12 protein-coding genes are annotated in these 17,394 nt (G+C 63.2%); 4 read left to right on the top strand and 8 right to left on the bottom strand.

The features are described from left to right. A partial coding sequence (locus WMN78_RS19355) for a dTDP-glucose 4,6-dehydratase (RefSeq protein ID WP_340535381.1) occupies positions 1-686 on the bottom strand: 686 nt, incomplete at its 3' end. Positions 687-789: 103 nt separating this feature from the next. Between WMN78_RS19355 and rfbA the strand changes: the two genes are divergently transcribed. Beyond that, positions 790-1,662: a glucose-1-phosphate thymidylyltransferase RfbA gene (rfbA, locus tag WMN78_RS19350; protein ID WP_340535380.1), complete on the top strand. Its 873-nt coding sequence runs from the start codon at positions 790-792 to the stop codon at positions 1,660-1,662. A gap of 18 nt (positions 1,663-1,680) precedes the next feature. Then, a complete protein-coding gene (locus tag WMN78_RS19345) occupies positions 1,681-3,660 on the top strand; it encodes a DUF6541 family protein (protein WP_340535379.1) in 1,980 nt (659 codons plus the stop codon). 14 nt (positions 3,661-3,674) lie between these two features. Here WMN78_RS19345 and WMN78_RS19340 read toward each other — a convergent pair whose 3' ends face one another. Further along, entirely contained in the window at positions 3,675-5,792 is a 2,118-nt protein-coding gene (locus WMN78_RS19340; protein WP_340535378.1) for an acyltransferase family protein, read from the bottom strand. A gap of 183 nt (positions 5,793-5,975) precedes the next feature. Between WMN78_RS19340 and WMN78_RS19335 the strand changes: the two genes are divergently transcribed. Continuing rightward, positions 5,976-7,109, top strand: a complete 1,134-nt coding sequence (locus WMN78_RS19335; RefSeq protein ID WP_340535377.1) for a polysaccharide pyruvyl transferase family protein — start codon at positions 5,976-5,978, stop codon at positions 7,107-7,109. Between the two features lie 59 nt (positions 7,110-7,168). Here WMN78_RS19335 and WMN78_RS19330 read toward each other — a convergent pair whose 3' ends face one another. From WMN78_RS19330 to glf, 5 genes are read right to left on the bottom strand one after another with little or no spacing between them, the layout of a single operon-like run. After that, on the bottom strand, positions 7,169-8,071 hold the full coding sequence (locus WMN78_RS19330) for a glycosyltransferase family 2 protein (protein WP_340535376.1): 903 nt from the start codon (positions 8,069-8,071) through the stop codon (positions 7,169-7,171). Next, positions 8,068-9,693, bottom strand: coding sequence for a glycosyltransferase (locus WMN78_RS19325; RefSeq protein WP_340535375.1), 1,626 nt, complete (start codon positions 9,691-9,693; stop codon positions 8,068-8,070). Before WMN78_RS19325 ends, WMN78_RS19330 begins: the two co-directional genes overlap by 4 nt. A gap of 44 nt (positions 9,694-9,737) precedes the next feature. Then, positions 9,738-10,469 carry an ABC transporter ATP-binding protein gene (locus WMN78_RS19320; protein WP_340535374.1) on the bottom strand — a complete coding sequence of 244 codons (732 nt, stop codon included), beginning with the start codon at positions 10,467-10,469 and terminating at the stop codon, positions 9,738-9,740. Then, positions 10,469-11,335, bottom strand: a complete 867-nt coding sequence (locus tag WMN78_RS19315; RefSeq protein ID WP_340535373.1) for an ABC transporter permease — start codon at positions 11,333-11,335, stop codon at positions 10,469-10,471. Before WMN78_RS19315 ends, WMN78_RS19320 begins: the two co-directional genes overlap by 1 nt. Then, positions 11,332-12,519: a UDP-galactopyranose mutase gene (gene glf, locus WMN78_RS19310; protein ID WP_340535372.1), complete on the bottom strand. Its 1,188-nt coding sequence runs from the start codon at positions 12,517-12,519 to the stop codon at positions 11,332-11,334. Before glf ends, WMN78_RS19315 begins: the two co-directional genes overlap by 4 nt. Positions 12,520-12,717: 198 nt before the next feature. On the opposite strand from glf, the gene WMN78_RS19305 reads away from it, so the two are divergent. Further along, the gene (locus WMN78_RS19305; RefSeq protein ID WP_340535371.1) at positions 12,718-16,773 is read left to right on the top strand and encodes an FtsK/SpoIIIE domain-containing protein; all 4,056 of its coding nucleotides are present in this window, start codon (positions 12,718-12,720) and stop codon (positions 16,771-16,773) included. On the opposite strand, the gene WMN78_RS19300 is transcribed toward WMN78_RS19305, so the two are convergent. After that, positions 16,730-17,236 (bottom strand): hypothetical protein, encoded by a 507-nt coding sequence (locus WMN78_RS19300; protein WP_425341181.1) that lies wholly within the window; start codon positions 17,234-17,236, stop codon positions 16,730-16,732. The genes WMN78_RS19305 and WMN78_RS19300 overlap by 44 nt on opposite strands. Between the last annotated feature and the right edge of the window lie 158 nt (positions 17,237-17,394).

Here is a 17,394-nt window from a genome sequence, read left to right as displayed (position 1 = left end):
TCGATGATCGCCAGCACGGCCGAGGAGTGGTCGTTGGCGTGGATCCAGTCGCGGACGTTCTCGCCCTTGCCGTAGAGCTTGGGGCGGATCCCGTCGATCACGTTGGTGATCTGGCGCGGGATGAACTTCTCCACGTGCTGGTACGGGCCGTAGTTGTTGGAGCAGTTGCTGATTGTGGCCTGCAGCCCGAAGGACCGCACCCAGGCGCGGACCAGCAGGTCGGAGCCGGCCTTCGTGGAGGAGTACGGGCTGGAGGGGTTGTACGGGGTGGACTCGCTGAACCGTTCCGGGTCATCGAGTTCCAGGTCGCCGTAGACCTCGTCGGTGGAGATGTGGTGGAAACGCTTGTTGTGCTTCCGGGCGGCCTCGATCAGCGTGTAGGTGCCGATGATGTTCGTATCCAGGAACGGGCGCGGGTCATGCAGGGAGTTGTCGTTGTGCGATTCCGCGGCGTAATGGACCACAACGTCCGCGCCGGCCACGAGCGTGTCCACCAGTGCGGCGTCGCAGATATCACCCTGCACGAAGCGGAAACGGTCCTCGGGGAGCCCCCTGAGGGATTCCAGGTTGCCGGCGTACGTCAGCTTGTCCAGGACAGTGACGTGATCCTCGGTGTTCTCCAGAACGTAGTGGACAAAATTCGAACCGATGAAGCCGGCACCGCCGGTGACAAGGAGTTTCTGCATTCAGCCAGCTTAGCGCGGCACGCACCGGGACTTTCAGCGCCGGGCCTCCACGACAGGACTTACTGGTTTGCTGGCCGTGACAATGCACGCAATGATAGAGCGCATGCGTGGAATCATCTTGGCTGGCGGCACAGGCTCGCGGCTGCACCCGATCACCCTTGGCTCAAGCAAGCAACTTGTGCCTGTTTACGACAAGCCCATGATTTACTACCCGCTCTCCACCCTCATCCTGGCCGGCATCCGGGACATCCTGATTATCACCACGCCCCACGACGCCGAACAGTTCCAGCGACTGCTCGGCAATGGCTGGCAATTCGGCGTCAATATTACGTACAAGCAGCAGCCGAGCCCGGACGGCCTCGCGCAGGCGTTTGTCCTCGGAGAAGAGCACATCGGCAACGAACCGGTGGCACTGGTGCTGGGCGACAACATCTTCTACGGCCAAGGCATGGGAACCCAGCTGCGCCGTTTCAAGGACATCCAGGGCGGTGCAGTGTTCGGCTACTGGGTCTCGGACCCGACAGCCTACGGCGTTGTGGAGTTCGACGCCGACGGCCAAGCGATCTCCCTGGAAGAGAAGCCGGAAAAGCCGCGCAGCCACTACGCCGTTCCCGGACTGTATTTCTATGACAATGACGTTATTGACATAGCAAAGAACCTTAAGCCTTCCCCCCGCGGTGAACTTGAGATCACGGACGTCAACCGTACATACCTGGAGCGCGGTCAGCTGAAGGTTGAAATCCTTCCCCGCGGCACGGCGTGGCTGGACACCGGCACGTTCGACTCCCTCAACGATGCGTCGAACTTCATCCGCACGGTGGAGCACCGCCAGGGCCTGAAGATTGGCGCGCCGGAAGAGATCGCTTGGCGGCTTGGATTCCTCAGCGACGAGGAACTGCGCGAACGTGCCGAGCCCCTGGTCAAGAGCGGCTACGGATCTTACCTGCTGGAGCTACTCCGCAGCGCAAACAACTAAGAACAGGTATATCCCTACATGTCCTGGTGGAACACCCTGCCCGCACTTGCCGTCGCTCTCCTCATCACTTTCGGCCCCGGCGGGGTGCTCGCCTACTTCATGGGTGCCCGGAGGCTTCCCCTGCTCTGCCTTGCGCCCCTGCTCACCGTCGGCATCGTCGGCGTGGCCGGTATCGCAGCCGGCGCTGTTGGCCTCCGCTGGAACCTCACGCCGTTGCTGCTGACGACGGCGGGTGCCTCCGCGGCGGCATGGGCAATTCGGCGGTTTGTGTTCAAACCCGACTTTTCCGCGCCGCAGCCGGCACCTTTCCTTGCCTGGGCGGGAGCCGCCACGGGCATGGCCCTCGGCGGAGTCCTGACCGCGAGGCGGCTCACGGAGGTTATCGGCAGCCCGGAAAACTTCGCGCAGCGCTTCGATAATGTGTTTCACCTCAATGCCATCCGCTACATCATCGAGACCGGCAACGCGTCCTCGCTGACGTTGGGCGGCATGGCAGGAGGTGAAGGCGGCGGCGCGATCTACCCCTCCGCGTGGCACTCCGTCGCAGCCCTGATAGCCCAACTGTCCGCGTCGGATGTGGTTGTTGCTGAAAACGTCTTCAACATCACTATCGGCGCGGTGATCTGGCCGGCGGCGCTGATCCTGCTGGTGCACCAGATTGTCGGTCCCCGTCCCGTGGCACTGGCTCTCACAGGTGTCTTCGCCGCAGGGTTCACGGCATTCCCGATCTCGATCATGGACTTCGGCCCCCTGTACCCGAATATCCTGTCCTACGCGCTGCTGCCGGCGGCCCTGGCAGTCGTCATTGGACTGTGCCGGCTTGGGTTCGACCACCGTGAAGACCAGACCACGTTGTGGATGGCTCTCACCGTGGCCATCCCGGCGCTTGCCCTGTCACAGACCAACGGCCTCCTGTCCCTGGTAGCGTTCTCACTCCCCCTGGGCCTGTGGGTCGCAGGACGCGAGTTGTTGAGCCTCCGCGGCCGCCCGTTCCGTCCCATGCGGCCGCTGATCATCATCGGTGCAACCCTCGCGGGGCTTCTGGTGTTTGCACTGGTGTGGCGCGTATTGCGCCCCCTCGTGGATTACGACGGGTGGGCGCCGTTCACGGGCCTGACCGGTGCGGTGGGCGAAGTCATCTTGAATGCGCCCATCGGCCGGCCAGTCGCGTGGGCGCTCTCCATCCTCGCCCTCATCGGCCTTCAGCAGGTGCTTCGGAAAACCCGGAACTTCTGGATTGTCCTGTGCTGGCTTGTGCCGGTGATCCTTTACGTCACCACTGCCTCCACACCCAAGGGCTTTTGGCGGATGCTGCTGACCGGCGGCTGGTACCAGGACAGCTACCGCCTTGCAGCGCTCCTTCCCATCTTTACCGTGGTCCTCGCAGCCATTGGCAGCTTGTTCCTCTGGGACGTCCTTAAGGCTCCCGTGACCAAGGCCGCTGCCCGCGTCAGCGGGACGCTGGGCCGCAAGTTCCCGGCTGCGGCCCCGGCAGGACTGGCGGCACTCATCATTTTCGCGGCAGTCGTCGCAACCCAGACCGGAACCATGCGCGGAATCACGGAGGAGGCGTCACGGGCCTACGTTTTGGACTCCTCTTCGCCGATCGTCGACTCCGACGAGCTGGCCGTGATCAACCGCCTGCCGCAGACTGTTCCCGACAACGCGACCATCGCCGTGAACCCTTGGAACGGCGGATCTCTGGCCTATGCCCTCACGGGCCGCAAAGTGAGCACATACCATATGTTCTCCACTGACGACCCTGAGCTGGCGGCCATCAACAAGGACATCGGCGCCGCACTCCCGGGTTCCACCGTGTGCTCGATCGCCAAGTCGCGGCACGTCGAGTACATCCTTGACTTCGGATCCACTTATCTGGCCAACGCAGCGGCGGCCCAGGGCTTTAGAGGCGTCGTGGATGTCAAGGCATCACCGTCAGTAAAGGTTGTGGACAGCCAGGGGGACGCCAGGCTGCTGGAAGTTGTCTCCTGCGGCTAGGCCGTGGAATCCGCTTAGAGCCGATCTTCGATCATCGGCCCCAGGAGCCGGCTGAACTCGACGTTCAGGTGGTTGACGTCGAAATACACCACCACTCCCCCAACCACGCTGTAGCACCGGCTGTTGTCACAAAAATAGTCAGTCAGGTCCACGAGCTTTAGTCGTGGGTGTTCATTGGCGCGGGCCGCGTAGACCATAGGATCCGGCGGAGCAGCCGCGGCCCGGTCCACAGCGCACCGGGCCGGGTCTTCCACGTTGAGTAGGGCACAGTCCGGAGCCCGGACGTCGACGTTGTAGGGAGGATCCGCCAGGACCACCACCGTGCTGCCGGCGGAGGTCCAGGCCCTCCAGTACTTGCCGAAACCTTCGGCGTACTGTTCATTCTGGGACCGTCCCGAACCGTCCTCGACCCGTTCCCTTCGGGCAAAGGCAGAGGTGAAGACGTAGGCTGGCTTGTCTGCGGCCACGGCCTCGGACACCGCCTGTCCCCACGACCTGCAATTCTTGACGCTAGCCTGGTCCGCCACTGACGCATAGAAGCCCGCATACGTCACCGCAGCCGGCGGGCACCCGCCCAGGAAGCTGATTTTGAGCAGCCACTTTTTCCGTTTGGCCAGGTCGAACAAAGGCGCCTGCCACTGCTGGGCATGGGAGTCACCCACCAGCCAGACAGTCGGGGCGGCCGGTGCGCCGCCGCTGAAGTCGCAGATTCTGGTGGTCTTCTTGTCCCCGGCCATGAGGATGTCCAGATTATCTGTACATTCGGAAGCCGTCTTATGGTAGGCGTTAGCTTCGCTCATGGTCGGCACAAAAGCCGGACCGAACCTGTCGCCGCACTTGGCTGCGTGGTCCATGGCCCGCGGGCCGTAGCAGACGGACGTCTTCTGGTTGAGCATGATCTGTTCTGCCTCTGCCACCCGTGCTTGCTGGCCCAGGTAGACGCCGCCGGTGCCGGCAGCTATCACGGCCATTCCCAGCACCATGGCCATGACGGTCTTCACGGCAGGCTGGGACTTCGGCCGGAACTGCAGCCCCTTGTCCTCTACCCATACTTTGGTGGCCCACGCCAGGGGAACTGCTATCGCCAACAGAACGAGCTTGTCGGGGCTCCGGAGTTCGGCATCGATCAGGAACGGACCGACGACGATCAGCGGCCAGTGCCAGAGGTAGAGCGAGTAGGAGATATTTCCCAGAAACTGCACCGGCGGAAGTGAGGTCAGCCGGCTGTGCCACATGGCGTGGCCCGGGGTTCCGCCCGCAATGACCATTGCGGTAGCCATGACCGGCAGCAGCGCGGCCGTGCCCGGGAACGGTGTGGCGGCATCATAGAGGACGGCAGTGGCGATCAGCCCGCCGAAGCCCAGCAGGGCGAGTAGGTTTGCGGCGGCTGGGGTGAATTTGAGCCTGTTGACCATCAGTGCCAGCCCGGCACCAACACCGAATTCCCAGAGCCGTACATGCGTATAGAAGTAGGCCTCGTGGTGCCCCGCGCCGGAAAGGTAGGCGGAGAAGGCGAATGAGCCGGCAGCTGCCGCGGCGATCCCCGCCGCAACGACAACCCGGGGACGCACCTTGAGACGCACAGCCAGCGTGACCAGGCCTACCATCAGCAGGGGCCAGAGCAGGTAGAACTGTTCTTCCACGGACAGCGACCAGTAGTGCTGGGCCACCGTTGCGGATGCGGTTGATGCGGAATAGTCAACGGCGTTGGCCGCCAGCACCCAGTTCTCCGCATAGAGCGCACTTGCCAGGATCTGCTGAGCGGTGTCCGTCCATCTGGAGTACGGAAGGATCATCACGGCCGCAACGAGGGACACGGCAAGTACGGCGAATGCCGCCGGAAGGAGCCGCCGGATGCGCCTGGAGTAGAAGGCCGCCAGGCGCAGCTTCCCTGTCGCGAAGAGTTCCTTCGACAAGTGGGACGTAATGAGGAAGCCTGAAATGACGAAGAATACGTCAACTCCGACGTAGCCGCCGGTGAGCTTACCCGGCCAGAGATGGCTCAAGACCACCAGCCCCACCGCAATGGCACGGAGGGCTTGGATATCGGCGCGAAATCCGCTTTTCGTTCCGGTTGCGCGCCGCGGACGCCGTTCGTGCTGCTGGAACTGCGCCCCTTGCCCCAACGGCACAGTTCGACTAGTCGACAAACCCACCCAACTCCTCAGACCTTTGCATAAGTGGGTCGCGTAGAGCCGGGCCCATGGTAGCTTATGCCATTGTCAGCTACGGGCCCAAGTTGGCGGCCGCCGGGATGCCCGTTTAGGAGCTGTACCAATTGGGTTGGCGCCAACGGAAAGTGTTAACCTTGGCCGATGACTGAGAACCTCTATCTCGTTGCCTCCGGTGGAAATCCGAACTATGGCGATGAGCTGATCGTTGCTGCGTGGCTGCGGTTCCTGGCCCGCGTCCGGCCTGACGCCGCTGTCTGGCTGGACTGCCCGCAGCCGGGCACCGCAAGTGCCCTTTTCGCCGGGATTCATCCTGGGTTCCGCGCCACGAATACGCTCTGGCGGGCCTGCGCAGAGGCTCCGGATCAGTCTGCCCAGGGCGTATGGGAGCACGTGGGCAAGATGGTTGCCCACGGCGGCACCCCTATGTACGACGTCGGGCTGATGGTGCTGGGCCAGGCCGACTCAATCCACCTGCTTGGCGGTGGCTATGTCAATGGTGTCTGGCCGGACCACGTGGGACTCGTCGCAGGTATGGCGGCCACACGCAAGCTGAACGGATGCAGGCTGGTGGGTTCCGGGCTCGGCTTGATGCCGCTGCCTGAAAACGCCGAACTACTCGCGAAAACCTTCGCGGACTTCTCGGCGGTCAGCGTCCGTGACGACGCCAGCGCGGAGTTCCTCGGCCTCGAAACGGGGCTGGATGATGTCTTCCTGGGCCTGCTCCATGAGCTGCGCCGGAGCGCGGATTCAGAGCGTGTCCAGGCACGCGCCAAGGATGTGATGTTGTGCATCCAGAGCGACATGACCGATGAAGCGACGTTCTCCCGGCTCCGGGACAAGCTGCGGGTTGTTGTCGAAAACTCCCTCGCAAACGGTCTCTCGGTGGGCTACGTGGAGGCGATTCCGGGATCGGACCGTCGAATGTTCGATGCCCTTGAAGGACTAATCCCCGAGGAGAACTTCACCCCGTTCACACAGGTGTGGAGTGAAGGCCTGCCGGTCCGCCGGGGACAGCAGTGGTACACCTCCCGATTCCACCCGCACATGGTTGCGGCCGCCGCAGGCGCCAGGGGCGTCGCCATCGGCATCCTTGACGACTACTACGACATCAAGCACCGATCGCTGCTGGAACTCGGCTCCGGTTGGACCTATGCCGCTGCAGGCGGCGACGCGGAACTTCCGGAAGCAACCGGCTCGGCGGGCTTTGAAGCAAGCGCCATTCGGTTGGCGGGCAGAAAGAGGACCGAAGCGCTGGCTTTGTATCCGGTCCGCTAAGCCGGGGACAGAACAAAAGGGGGCCCGTCCGGGCCCCCTTTTGCTATGCCGTTGGCGCCTCAGCGGACGCTTCTGGCCATTTTCGGCTTGGGATCAAACTTCAGGCCTGCCAGGATCTGTTTTGCCACCCGAAGCTGCAAACGGCGCCCCACGCCGCCCTTGACCATCCAGGCGTACGTTGTGACCACAAACTGCAACCAGGCCAGCTTGTCATCGTGATGCCAGCGGTATGACGATTCGTTGCGCGCTCCATAGAGGAACTTCCAGGCATTCCCGGGGTTCAAGTCGCCGAAGTTCACGCCGCGGTTTGTCGGCATGTCGTGGGTCACCATGCTATCGAGGATCTGGACTCCGGGTCCCTCGGCGCTGATCCTGAGTGTGTACTCCATGTCGTCGAACCAGATGAAGTACTCAACAAGGGGCAGTCCATATTTGGCGATGGACCGGCGCGGAATGAGGACTGAAACGAAGGAACAGTTGGTGATCAGCACCGCACGCTGGCCTTTGGCGATCAGGCGTCCCCAGTCCCAGGTGGCGCCGGCGTTGTTCATCTCGCAGATCGAGCCGTCGGTGTAACGGACGACGGAGCAGCTGTACGGTACATGGCGTCCGAGTTCCTGTTCAGCTTCTGCATGCCCTGAAAGAAGCTTCTCCAGGGCATTTTCCTCGGTGTAGCAGTCATCGTCCATGATCCACACCCAGTCGGCGCCGCGCTCGTAAGCTCGCTCCATGCCGGCAGCAAAACCCCCGGCACCGCCCGTGTTGGAATCCAGGCGGACGATCTCCACCCGCGGATCGTCTTCGTAAACTGCCAGCAGTTGCGGCGTGGAGTCCGTGCTGGCGTTGTCGATGACAATCAGCCGGTCAACGGGCCGGGACTGGGAGAGGATCGAGTCGAGAACCCTTCCGAGCTTGTCAACACGGTTGTAGGTGACGACTACGGCTGCGACCTGGTCGGTCATGCTTTCCATCCTTCGTAAAGTTCTGTGGTCCATTCCCGTGCTTCCGGGAGTTCCTTCAGTGCGGCGATTTTCTGCCTTTGCTCTTCAACGATCTGTTCGCGCAGTTCCTCCGAGGCCATGATCGCCTTGGTGCGCTCGACAGCTTCCTTGATGAAGGCCAGGGGCTGCCTGGGTACCAGCACCTTGTCGGACACGAGCGACGCCTGGGAGCCAACGTCTGTGGACAGGACCGCGACGTCCTGGGCTGTCGCCTCAAAGGTCGTCAGGGTGAGTCCCTCATTGTCCGAGGAAATCACCAGCAGGTCCGACTCAGCCAAGGTGTCATCAACGGAACGCGGCGGCTGACGCAGCTCAAGGCAGTCCGACAGTCCGTACTTCGCAACCAGCCTCGACGTCTCTTCAGCCAGGGCCCCTGATCCGTGCAGGATGAACCGCACGTCCTGTTCCGTGGAGCGCCGGAGCTGGGCGGCGTACCGGAGGAAGAGGTAAGGGCGCTTCTGTTGGCTGAGCCGCCCGATGAAAGACACCGTGAAGGGACGCCCGGGGTCCTTTTCAACATGTTCCGCAGTCCCTACCTCGCTCAGGCCGTACAGCGGAGCGAGGGCGACCCGTTCCTTCGGCACATCCCGCTGCAGGACCATGTAGTCCCTCAGCTGTGGCGAGATGACATGGTGCATATCGATGGCATTGGACAGTTTGACTGCCACTTCGACGAAGCCTCCGGTCCTCCATTCGATGACGTGGAGCGAGTCAGCCGTCCGGATCCCCGGGTCCATGGCTTTGAACCACGCAAGGCGGTGGTAGAGCCACCCGTTGTGATGGACGTGGATGCCGTGGATCGAGAACTTCGTCAGCAATGCCAGCAGGAGTTCCGATTCCTCCTCGTCCGAAACGGGGAGCGTCAGCGGCAGGACCAGGGCGCCATCAAGTTCGGGGCGCACGATCCACGGGTGGGCCGACTCGCGGTCGGTCAGCACGATGGGCAGGAAGCCGGCCTCACGCGCCAGGGCGATGGTTTCAATGGCCCATCGTTCCGCCCCGCCCATTTCCAGCCAATGCAGCCCGAAGATAATGGCGGGTTCGCCTTGTTCGGACGGGCTGCGCAACGGCGCAGCGGATTCGATCGGGGCCATCCGCGGCGGCCGGCGATTCGGAGTGACACGCTTTTCGTAGTAGTCGGTCAGTCCCTGCCGTAGTGCGTCGAAGGCGATCGGCGCGCCAAACCGGGCGCGGCGAAGAATTTTCGCTTTGCGGCCCGGACGGTCATAGTAGGTCGCTCCGCCTTCTGCGCGCTCCCCGCCCAGATCGAGCACCAGGGGAACAAGGGCCGAGTCTGCGGCCACTGTCGATGGAACCGTGCTCTTGACCCCCACGGTGCACACCACAGTGCGGTTCGGCTCCCACTCGTGGCGGTGGCAGGCGTGGCCCGTCAGGTGCGGAAACTCGCCGTCCGGGGCGCGGAGGACGATGACCTTGAATTCACGGCCAGGCTGGATCAGTGAGTGGTAGTTCAACCCGCCAACGAGCAGGCCGAGTTCCCTATCGGAGAGTCGGCCCTCTCCGCCTGCCAGGCCTGAACCGCCGTCGTCTACAACTTCGAAGAGCTTACGGGCCCTACTCATCTAAACTCCCTACTGCAATCGTGTTCATATGCGTCAGCTCCGTCTCAGCCTTCCCGGAGAAGGCGTACTGCTTCCCCGATAGGCCCGTCTGCGACCTTTTTGCCCTGCCGCAGCACGACACCCCTGTCACAGACTTTGCTCACCATGTCGAGGTCGTGGCTGACGACAACAAGCGTGCAGCCTGACTCCCGGAGTTCCTGGATGCGCGCCAGGCACTTCTTCTGGAACGGTTCGTCGCCGACCGAAAGAATTTCATCAATCAGGAAAACGTCGGGATTCGTGTGAACGGCGACTGAAAACGCCAAGCGCAGGAACATTCCGGATGAGTAAAACTTCACCTCGGTGTCGATGAATTTTCCGATTTCGGAGAACTCAACGATCTCGTCAAAGCGCGCTGCTGTTTCCTTCTCGGTCATTCCCAGAAGTACACCGTTCAGGAACACGTTTTCACGGCCGGTCAGGTCCGGGTGGAATCCGGCGCCCACTTCAATAAGCCCCGCAACCTTGCCGCGCGTCCTGACACTGCCCGTGTCGGTGCTCATGACACCGGAGATGAGCTTCAGGAGGGTCGATTTTCCAGAACCGTTAAAACCCAGCAAGGCCACGGACTCGCCGACGCCTACCGTAACGTCCACATCGTCCAGCGCCATGAACGTCGAGGAAAGGTCCCCCCGGCGTCCCTTGAAAAGCCAGACCACGGTCTCCTTCAGAGACCGTGTGTGCCGGAGGTTAAATCGTTTGGATACCTTTTCTACGATGATTGCTTCAGCGGCCATCACAACTCCTGCGCGAATCTGCCCTCAAGGCGACGAAATACGGTCTGGCCAATTGCGAGGAGCACCAACGAAATCAACAGCCCGACCGGCAACCACAGCGAGATGAGGTTGTCCGGCATTCGGGCGCCTTCGGCGGCAGTCCGCACCGCCCCGGTCGGTGCCCAGAATGCGAAGTGGAACAGTTCGACGGCGATCGTCATCGGGTTGAGCTGGTAGAAGAAGTAGAACGTCTCCCCCAGAGTGTCCCTGACCAGGTACCAGGCATAGAGGACAGGCGAGAGCCACGTGGCCATCATGAGCATCAGGTCAACGATGTTTTCGGAGTCCCGAAACATCACATTGGCGGCTGCAAATAGGAGGCCCAGGCCAAGCGACAGCATCGAGACAATGACGAATGCACCTACGGCGCCCAGAAGCTGCACGATGCTTGGAGTCCACCCGAAGAAGAAACAGGCCACCAGCAGGATCAGGAACTGGGGCAGGAAGTGGACCATGGCCACCCAGACGGAGGCCACCGGGAACAGCTCCCGCGGGAGGAAGATTTTCTTGACCAGCGCACCATTGGCAACAATGGACCGTGTCGCGTTGCTGAAGGCCTCGGAAAAGAAGTTCACGAGGATGATGCCCGAGAACATGTAGATCACGAAGTTGGGCTGCTTGTTCAGGCCCAGGAAGACTCCGAGCGCGAAGTAGAAAACGATGAACTGCACGCCCGGCTTGACGTAGCTCCAGAGCAGGCCCAGCACCGAGCTGCGGTAGCGGACCTTGAGTTCCTTCCGCACGATGAGCCGGAGCAGTTCCCGGCGGCGGAGCACGTCGAGAAGGCCGCCGCCCTTGTCGGGAGCAGCCAAAAGCTCAGCGCTCATGCGTCCACTCCTCCACTTTCCAGCATGGCGCCAGCTTCAAAATGCGGCCGGATCTGGTTGTCGAACATGGTCAGGGCTGAACCGATCGCCATGTGCATGTCGAGGTACTTGTACGTTCCGAGCCGGCCGCCGAACAGGACATCCTTCTCCGCAGCCGCGAGGTCGCGGTACTTGAGCAGGCGTTCCCGGTCGGCTGCGGTATTGATCGGGTAGTACGGCTCGTCACCCTTCTCAGCGGCCCGGGAGAACTCACGCATGATCACGGTCTTCTCGGTCTGGTAGTCGCGTTCCGGGTGGAAGTGGCGAGGTTCGATAATGCGCGTGAAGGGGACATCGTCGTCGTTGTAGTTCACTACAGACGTACCCTGGAAGTCCCCGACGTTGAGGACTTCCTCTTCGAAGTCAATGGTCCGCCAGGACAAATCGCCTTCCGAGAAATCGAAGTACCGGTCAACCGGTCCGGTGTAGATCACCGGGATGTTGCCGACAACCTTGTTCTTGCTGTACTCGTGCGACTCATCGAAGAAATCTGTGTTGAGCCGGACCTCGATGTTCGGGTGGTCCGCCATCTTTTCAATCCACGCGGTGTAGCCGTTGGTCGGCAGGCCCTCGTAGGTGTCGTTGAAATAGCGGTTGTCATAGTTGTATCGCACCGGGAGCCGCGAGATGATCCCTGCGGGCAGGTCCTTTGGATCCGTCTGCCACTGCTTGCCGGTGTAATGCTTGATGAAAGCCTCGTACAGGGGCCGGCCGATCAGCTGAATGCCCTTGTCGTTCAGGTTTTGCGGATCAGTGCCTGCGAGTTCGCCGGCCTGCTCCTGGATAAGCGCCTGCGCCTCGCCCGGAGTCAGGTTGGAGCGGAAGAACTGGTTGATCGTGGCCAGGTTGATCGGCAGCGAGTACACCTCACCCTTGTGGACCCCGTAGACCTTGTGCACGTAGTTGGTGAACGTCGTGAAACGGTTGACATACTCCCACACGCGTTCGTTTGACGTGTGGAACAAGTGGGCCCCGTAGCGGTGCACCTCGATGCCGGTCTGCTCTTCCTTTTCGCTGTAGGCATTCCCGCCGATGTGGTGGCGGCGGTCGAGAACAACGACCTTCAAGCCCAGCTCAGTGGCGGCCTGTTCTGCGATTGTCAGGCCGAAAAAGCCCGACCCTACGATGACGAGGTCAGCGGTCACAAAATCTCCTGATTCGAATGCGGGCAGCCCAATGTTGTGCATTGGCTGCTGCTCTAGCCTACCCGAGGCTGCACCGCCACCAGTGAATCCCCGGCACAGGCCGGGCTTTTCCACATAGACCTTTTCGGGCGATGCCCCCGCAAGGTGCCCGCCGGTAGCTTGGGCAGAAACCGTCTCCGTCCCAAGGGAAAGCACCCGATGACGCTCCACTGCACGCTGGTCCGCGGACCCGAGGCCGGCAGCCCTGGTCCCCCGCTCGAACTCACGATCGAGGCGCGGCCGGGATGCGCCGGGTCCGCGCTGCAGCATGCTTTGGAGCGCGAATACGGCGCAGGCGAACTCTCGGTTGCCGGCCTTCCGCTGTCCTCTCTCGTACTCGGTGTACCTCCCCTCCTTTCCGGGGCCGTCATCGTCGACGGTGCCGGCGGACGATCTTCGCAGATCGGTGCGGAAAAGGCCGCCACCTTGCTGGTTGCCGTTCACAGCGGACCCGCTGCGGGGACACTGGTGCCGCTGCGGCGCGGTACGTACCGGATCGGCCGGAGCGGCACGGATATCGTCCTGCCGGACCCTGCCCTCTCGCGTGAACACGCCAGGCTGGATGTGACTGACACAGCTGTCACCATCGCCGACCTGGACAGCGTCAACGGATCGTTCGTGGACGGGAAGCGGGTGGCGCAGGCCGAGGTCTCAACGGACTCGGTCATCAGTTGCGGGAGTTCGACGCTGTCGGTCGTGTTCGGCCCCGCGCCCGCCGGACGGCTCCCGGAGTGGGACGCTGCCGGGTCCAGTGTGGCTGACCCAATCAAGATTCCGCATAGGCCGGAAGGCGGCAACAGGGGCCTGCTCCTGGTCACTGCGGTGCTGCCGCTGCTCATTGGCGTAGGCCTGGCTGTCATCACCGGAATGTGGATGTTCCTGGCCTTCACGGCAGTCTCTGCCGTCTCCATGCTCGTCCCCGTGATCGCCGGACGCCGCCAGCGGCGTCGACTCAAGTCGCTTGTGGCTGCCGCCGTCCGAGAAGACAGGGAACGACGACGACGCTCCGCACCGTCCGCGGCCGAACTCGCACTGAGAGGGCAGGCACCACATGCCAGCCGGCCGGCCACCCCAGCCGTACCCGACGACATCGGGCTGCGGCTCGGACGTGCGGAGCAACTGGCCAACATTCGCCTGGATCCGGTCGACCCCGATTTCGAGGCGCCGGCGGTCGGACTTATGCCGCTCATCCTGCAGCTTTCAGACCATACATTTGTCCGTGGCCCGCGGCAGGACGTCGCCGGTCTGGCGCGGTTCCTCATCATGCAGCTCACCAGTTACCGTTCTGCGGCACGGACCCGCGTCCTGGTGCACGGGTCACCCTGCACCCTGCCGCTGACCGCCCGGTACCTTGCACAGGTCATCCTCTCATCCAACCGACGGACGACGGCGACCCTTCTGGAACGTGGCATCGACCGGGCCCGGGAACGGGGCGTGCTCGTCCTGACTGGCAGCGTCGATGTCCCGGCGGAAGTTCCGGACCTGTCAGACGTCGCAGTCAGCCACGGCTGGCAGGTGCTTGACTGCACACTGGATGGTGCCGCGGAATCCGGCGATGTCATCGAACTGGGCGGAGCCACCGCCAGGGTATGCGGTACGAATTCCCCTACGGACTTCCTGCCTGACCTCGTTCCGGAGGGGGTCTTCGACCGGTATTGCCGGAGTATGGCGCTGCAGCTTGAGTGCAGTCCCCAGGCTGAACCTGCTGTGCCGCAGAACTGCTCGCTGGCCGACATCCTTCCCTGGTCCCCTGCAGACGTGTCGGCCCGCTGGCTCGCCGGAGACCTGAGGCCGGGGCTCTCCGTCCCTATCGGGATGGCCGCCCTGGGCCCCCGCACGCTTGACCTTGAGTCGGACGGTCCGCATCTGCTGGTGGCCGGAACCACCGGCTCCGGAAAGTCCGAACTTCTCCGGAGCCTGACCGCAGGCCTGGCTCTCAGCTACCCGCCGACCAGGATCACCTTCCTCTTCTTTGACTTCAAGGGCGGTTCGGGCCTCGGACCGCTGACCGGTCTTCCCCACTGTGTCGGAATGCTCACTGACCTCACCCGGAATGAACTGGACCGCGCACTGAGTTCCCTGCGCGCCGAAATCCGGTACAGGGAGGAAGTCCTTTCGGCCGCACAGGCACCGGATCTGGGCGGTTACAGGGCCGCGGGCTCCCCGGCCGGTCCGCTCGCCCACCTGGTCCTCATCATCGACGAATTCAGGATGCTCGTCGAAGACGCCCCCGAGGCCCTGAAGGAGCTCATGCGGATTGCGGCCATCGGCCGGTCGTTGGGAATCCACCTGATTATGGCCACGCAGCGACCCCAGGGAGCCCTCACGGCGGACATCCGCGCGAACGTCACCACCAGTATTGCGCTGCGAGTCCAGTCAGAAATGGAATCGGTCGACATCATCAACACCAGGGTCGCCGCAGGCATAGGGGTGGGCAGCCCAGGCCGCGCATACCTTGCCCGCGGAACGGAGGACCCGGTCGAGTTCCAAGCTGCCTCCCTGGCTGGCGCCAGTGGAGCGGTGAACTCTTCCACGGTCCGGGTCCGCCTCGCAGCGGAGGCCGCCGGCACGCCGGCGCCGGAGCGCGACGGACGAGACGTCGGCCTGCCGCTTTCCCCGGCCCAGGCGGCTGTTCCCCTTGTTGAATCGCTGGTGGACCTCTGGAACGGCATGGGAGGCGCTGCGCCCCGCCGCCCGGTGGCACCTCCGTTACCTTCGAAAGTCGTCCTCACCGGAACTGCAGGCACCGGCGGATCCACGTCCGGTGTCTGGTCAGTAGAGCTCGGATTAGTCGACGAGCCGGAGCAGCAACACGTTTCCCTGCTGACGTGGCTGCCGTCCGACCATGGCCACCTGGCTTTCGTCGGCGTGACGGGCAGCGGGGTGGACGAAGCCATGGACCTGGCGTTGCAGCAGCTGATCGGGCATGACGTGGAATCCCACATCTACCTGCTCGACGCGGGAAACTCATGGAGCTCCGTAAGTTTCCAGCCGCGGGTGGGAGCGTCCGCCGGCCTTCACGAACTCCGCCGCGCAGTTCGGATCCTTGAGCGCGTTGCCCTCGAAATCTCCCTGCGGCTCAACCGGCCGGCAGACGTAAGTTCGCCGCCGATTGTCCTGGTGCTTGGCGGCTGGGGCTCGTGGGTTTCGTCGCTCCGGGCGGGGCCGCTGGCCTGGGCGGAGGACCTGGTCCAGGACATCGTCCGGGACGGCGCCAAGGCAGGCGTGACGGTGCTCATTGGCGGCGACCGGGAGGTTGTAACAGCCCGCTACTTCGCATCCGTCCCCAATCGGGCCTACTTTCCCACGGGCTCCACCGACGAGGGCCGGCTTGCGTGGCCACGGCTGCCGGACGTCACGCGGCTCCGGGGACGCTCGGTGGTCTTCGGCCCGCTGACGGCCAGCCCGGGCTCGGTGGCCCAGTTTTATGATTCGGCCCCGGCTGGATTGGCCGACGCGGCCATGGCCAAGGAACCTGCTGTCAGGCCGTTCAGAATTGAAGCCCTGCCGACGCGCCTGGGTGTGTCCGACATCCTGTCGCGTGTAACGTGCCACCCGGTGTCATCCGCCGGCAGCGCGGCTCACGCCCGGGGCGGAAACAAAAACCGCAACATCATCGTCGGCCTCGGCGGTGACGAACTCATCCCGGCAACTCTCCAACTCCTGCCAGCCGGCGTCGTGCCGGTTCTGGGAGGCCCCTCGTCCGGCAAAAGTTCCCTGCTGGCAACTATTCCGTTCCTGAACCCTGACGTTCCAGGATGGCTCTTTCCCGGCCCGGAAGATGATGTCGCCAGCTACTGGGCGGAGGTTGTGGCGAGCGCTGATGCAGGCAGGCTCAACAAGGACTCGATACTGCTCGTGGACGATGCGGATCTGCTGTCACCGGAAACCGGCCGTCATCTCGCGACCCTCCACGGACTGGGGTTGGGGGGAATACTGACGGCGGGGTTCAGCCCGTCACTTGGCCAGCGCGTACCGCTGGCCGCCCAGGCCCGCGGCCAGGGAACCGGAATCCTGATCGCGCCGCGCAACGTGATGGACGGGGATTTCTTCGGTGTTCGCTTTGAGGTGGAGCCCAACCCGCCGCCCGGACGGGCCGTCCTCATTGCCGAAGGCCGGGGAACACCCGTTCAGCTGGCAGCCGCGCCGGGACCGCCTCTCACGCCGCCAATCACAGCGCCGGAGGCGCTCCCCCGGCACGGGAGGCATAACTGATCACGCCTTTGTTGAAAAGCAGGACCACGGCCACGAGCGCCGGAACCAGCATGGCGAATCCCGCAGCAACATAGCCACCCGTGAGTGTCGGAAATCCGATGGTCAGGACAAACAACTGAGCCACCAGGGCCCCCGCCCGTGGCCAGCGGTATCCACGGAACAGGAAATAAGCAACGGCGTATAGCCACGCTGCAAAAGAAACCAGGAGCACCAGGGTGAATACGGCCCCCCAAAATGAAAGGACGGGCGCTCCGGTGACCAGTTGGGTCGCGTACCAGGCCGCAGCCCCGAGAAGGGCTGTTGCTTCAGCGGCCACAATCAGCGACAAGACGGTGACCGCCGGTGGACGTGTGGCCCGGGCTTCCGGGGAAACAGGGCTCGGAGATGCACCTGAAGCGTCAGTGGAGCCGGGAAGTCGGGGCTCGGGGGTGGAGTCGGAGTGGTCCTCTGGGGGTCTTGACACACTGGCACCATACCGGACATAGTCGACACCGGGGAGAGCGCCGGCGAGCTATGTGACGTATCGCTCACGCTTAAGAGGCACTTCGTGGACGATTACCCCTTGTTTACACAGCGTTAACATGACACGCTTAATTCAGATGACCAAGGGGACCCGGCAGG

Origin of the sequence: Arthrobacter oryzae (genome assembly GCF_037911235.1) — a bacterium.
GTDB lineage: Bacteria > Actinomycetota > Actinomycetes > Actinomycetales > Micrococcaceae > Arthrobacter > Arthrobacter oryzae_E.
This window is presented reverse-complemented; position numbering and strand designations above follow the sequence as displayed.

Bases quoted from the DNA above. Each gene is read 5' to 3' on its own strand.
- rfbA (WP_340535380.1), top strand. From the start codon at position 790: ATGCGTGGAATCATCTTGGCTGGCGGCACAGGCTCGCGGCTGCACCCG.
- WMN78_RS19345 (WP_340535379.1), top strand. From the start codon at position 1,681: ATGTCCTGGTGGAACACCCTGCCCGCACTTGCCGTCGCTCTCCTCATC.
- WMN78_RS19335 (WP_340535377.1), top strand. From the start codon at position 5,976: ATGACTGAGAACCTCTATCTCGTTGCCTCCGGTGGAAATCCGAACTAT.
- WMN78_RS19330 (WP_340535376.1), bottom strand. From the start codon at position 8,071: ATGACCGACCAGGTCGCAGCCGTAGTCGTCACCTACAACCGTGTTGAC.
- WMN78_RS19325 (WP_340535375.1), bottom strand. From the start codon at position 9,693: ATGAGTAGGGCCCGTAAGCTCTTCGAAGTTGTAGACGACGGCGGTTCA.
- WMN78_RS19320 (WP_340535374.1), bottom strand. From the start codon at position 10,469: ATGGCCGCTGAAGCAATCATCGTAGAAAAGGTATCCAAACGATTTAAC.
- WMN78_RS19315 (WP_340535373.1), bottom strand. From the start codon at position 11,335: ATGAGCGCTGAGCTTTTGGCTGCTCCCGACAAGGGCGGCGGCCTTCTC.
- WMN78_RS19305 (WP_340535371.1), top strand. From the start codon at position 12,718: ATGACGCTCCACTGCACGCTGGTCCGCGGACCCGAGGCCGGCAGCCCT.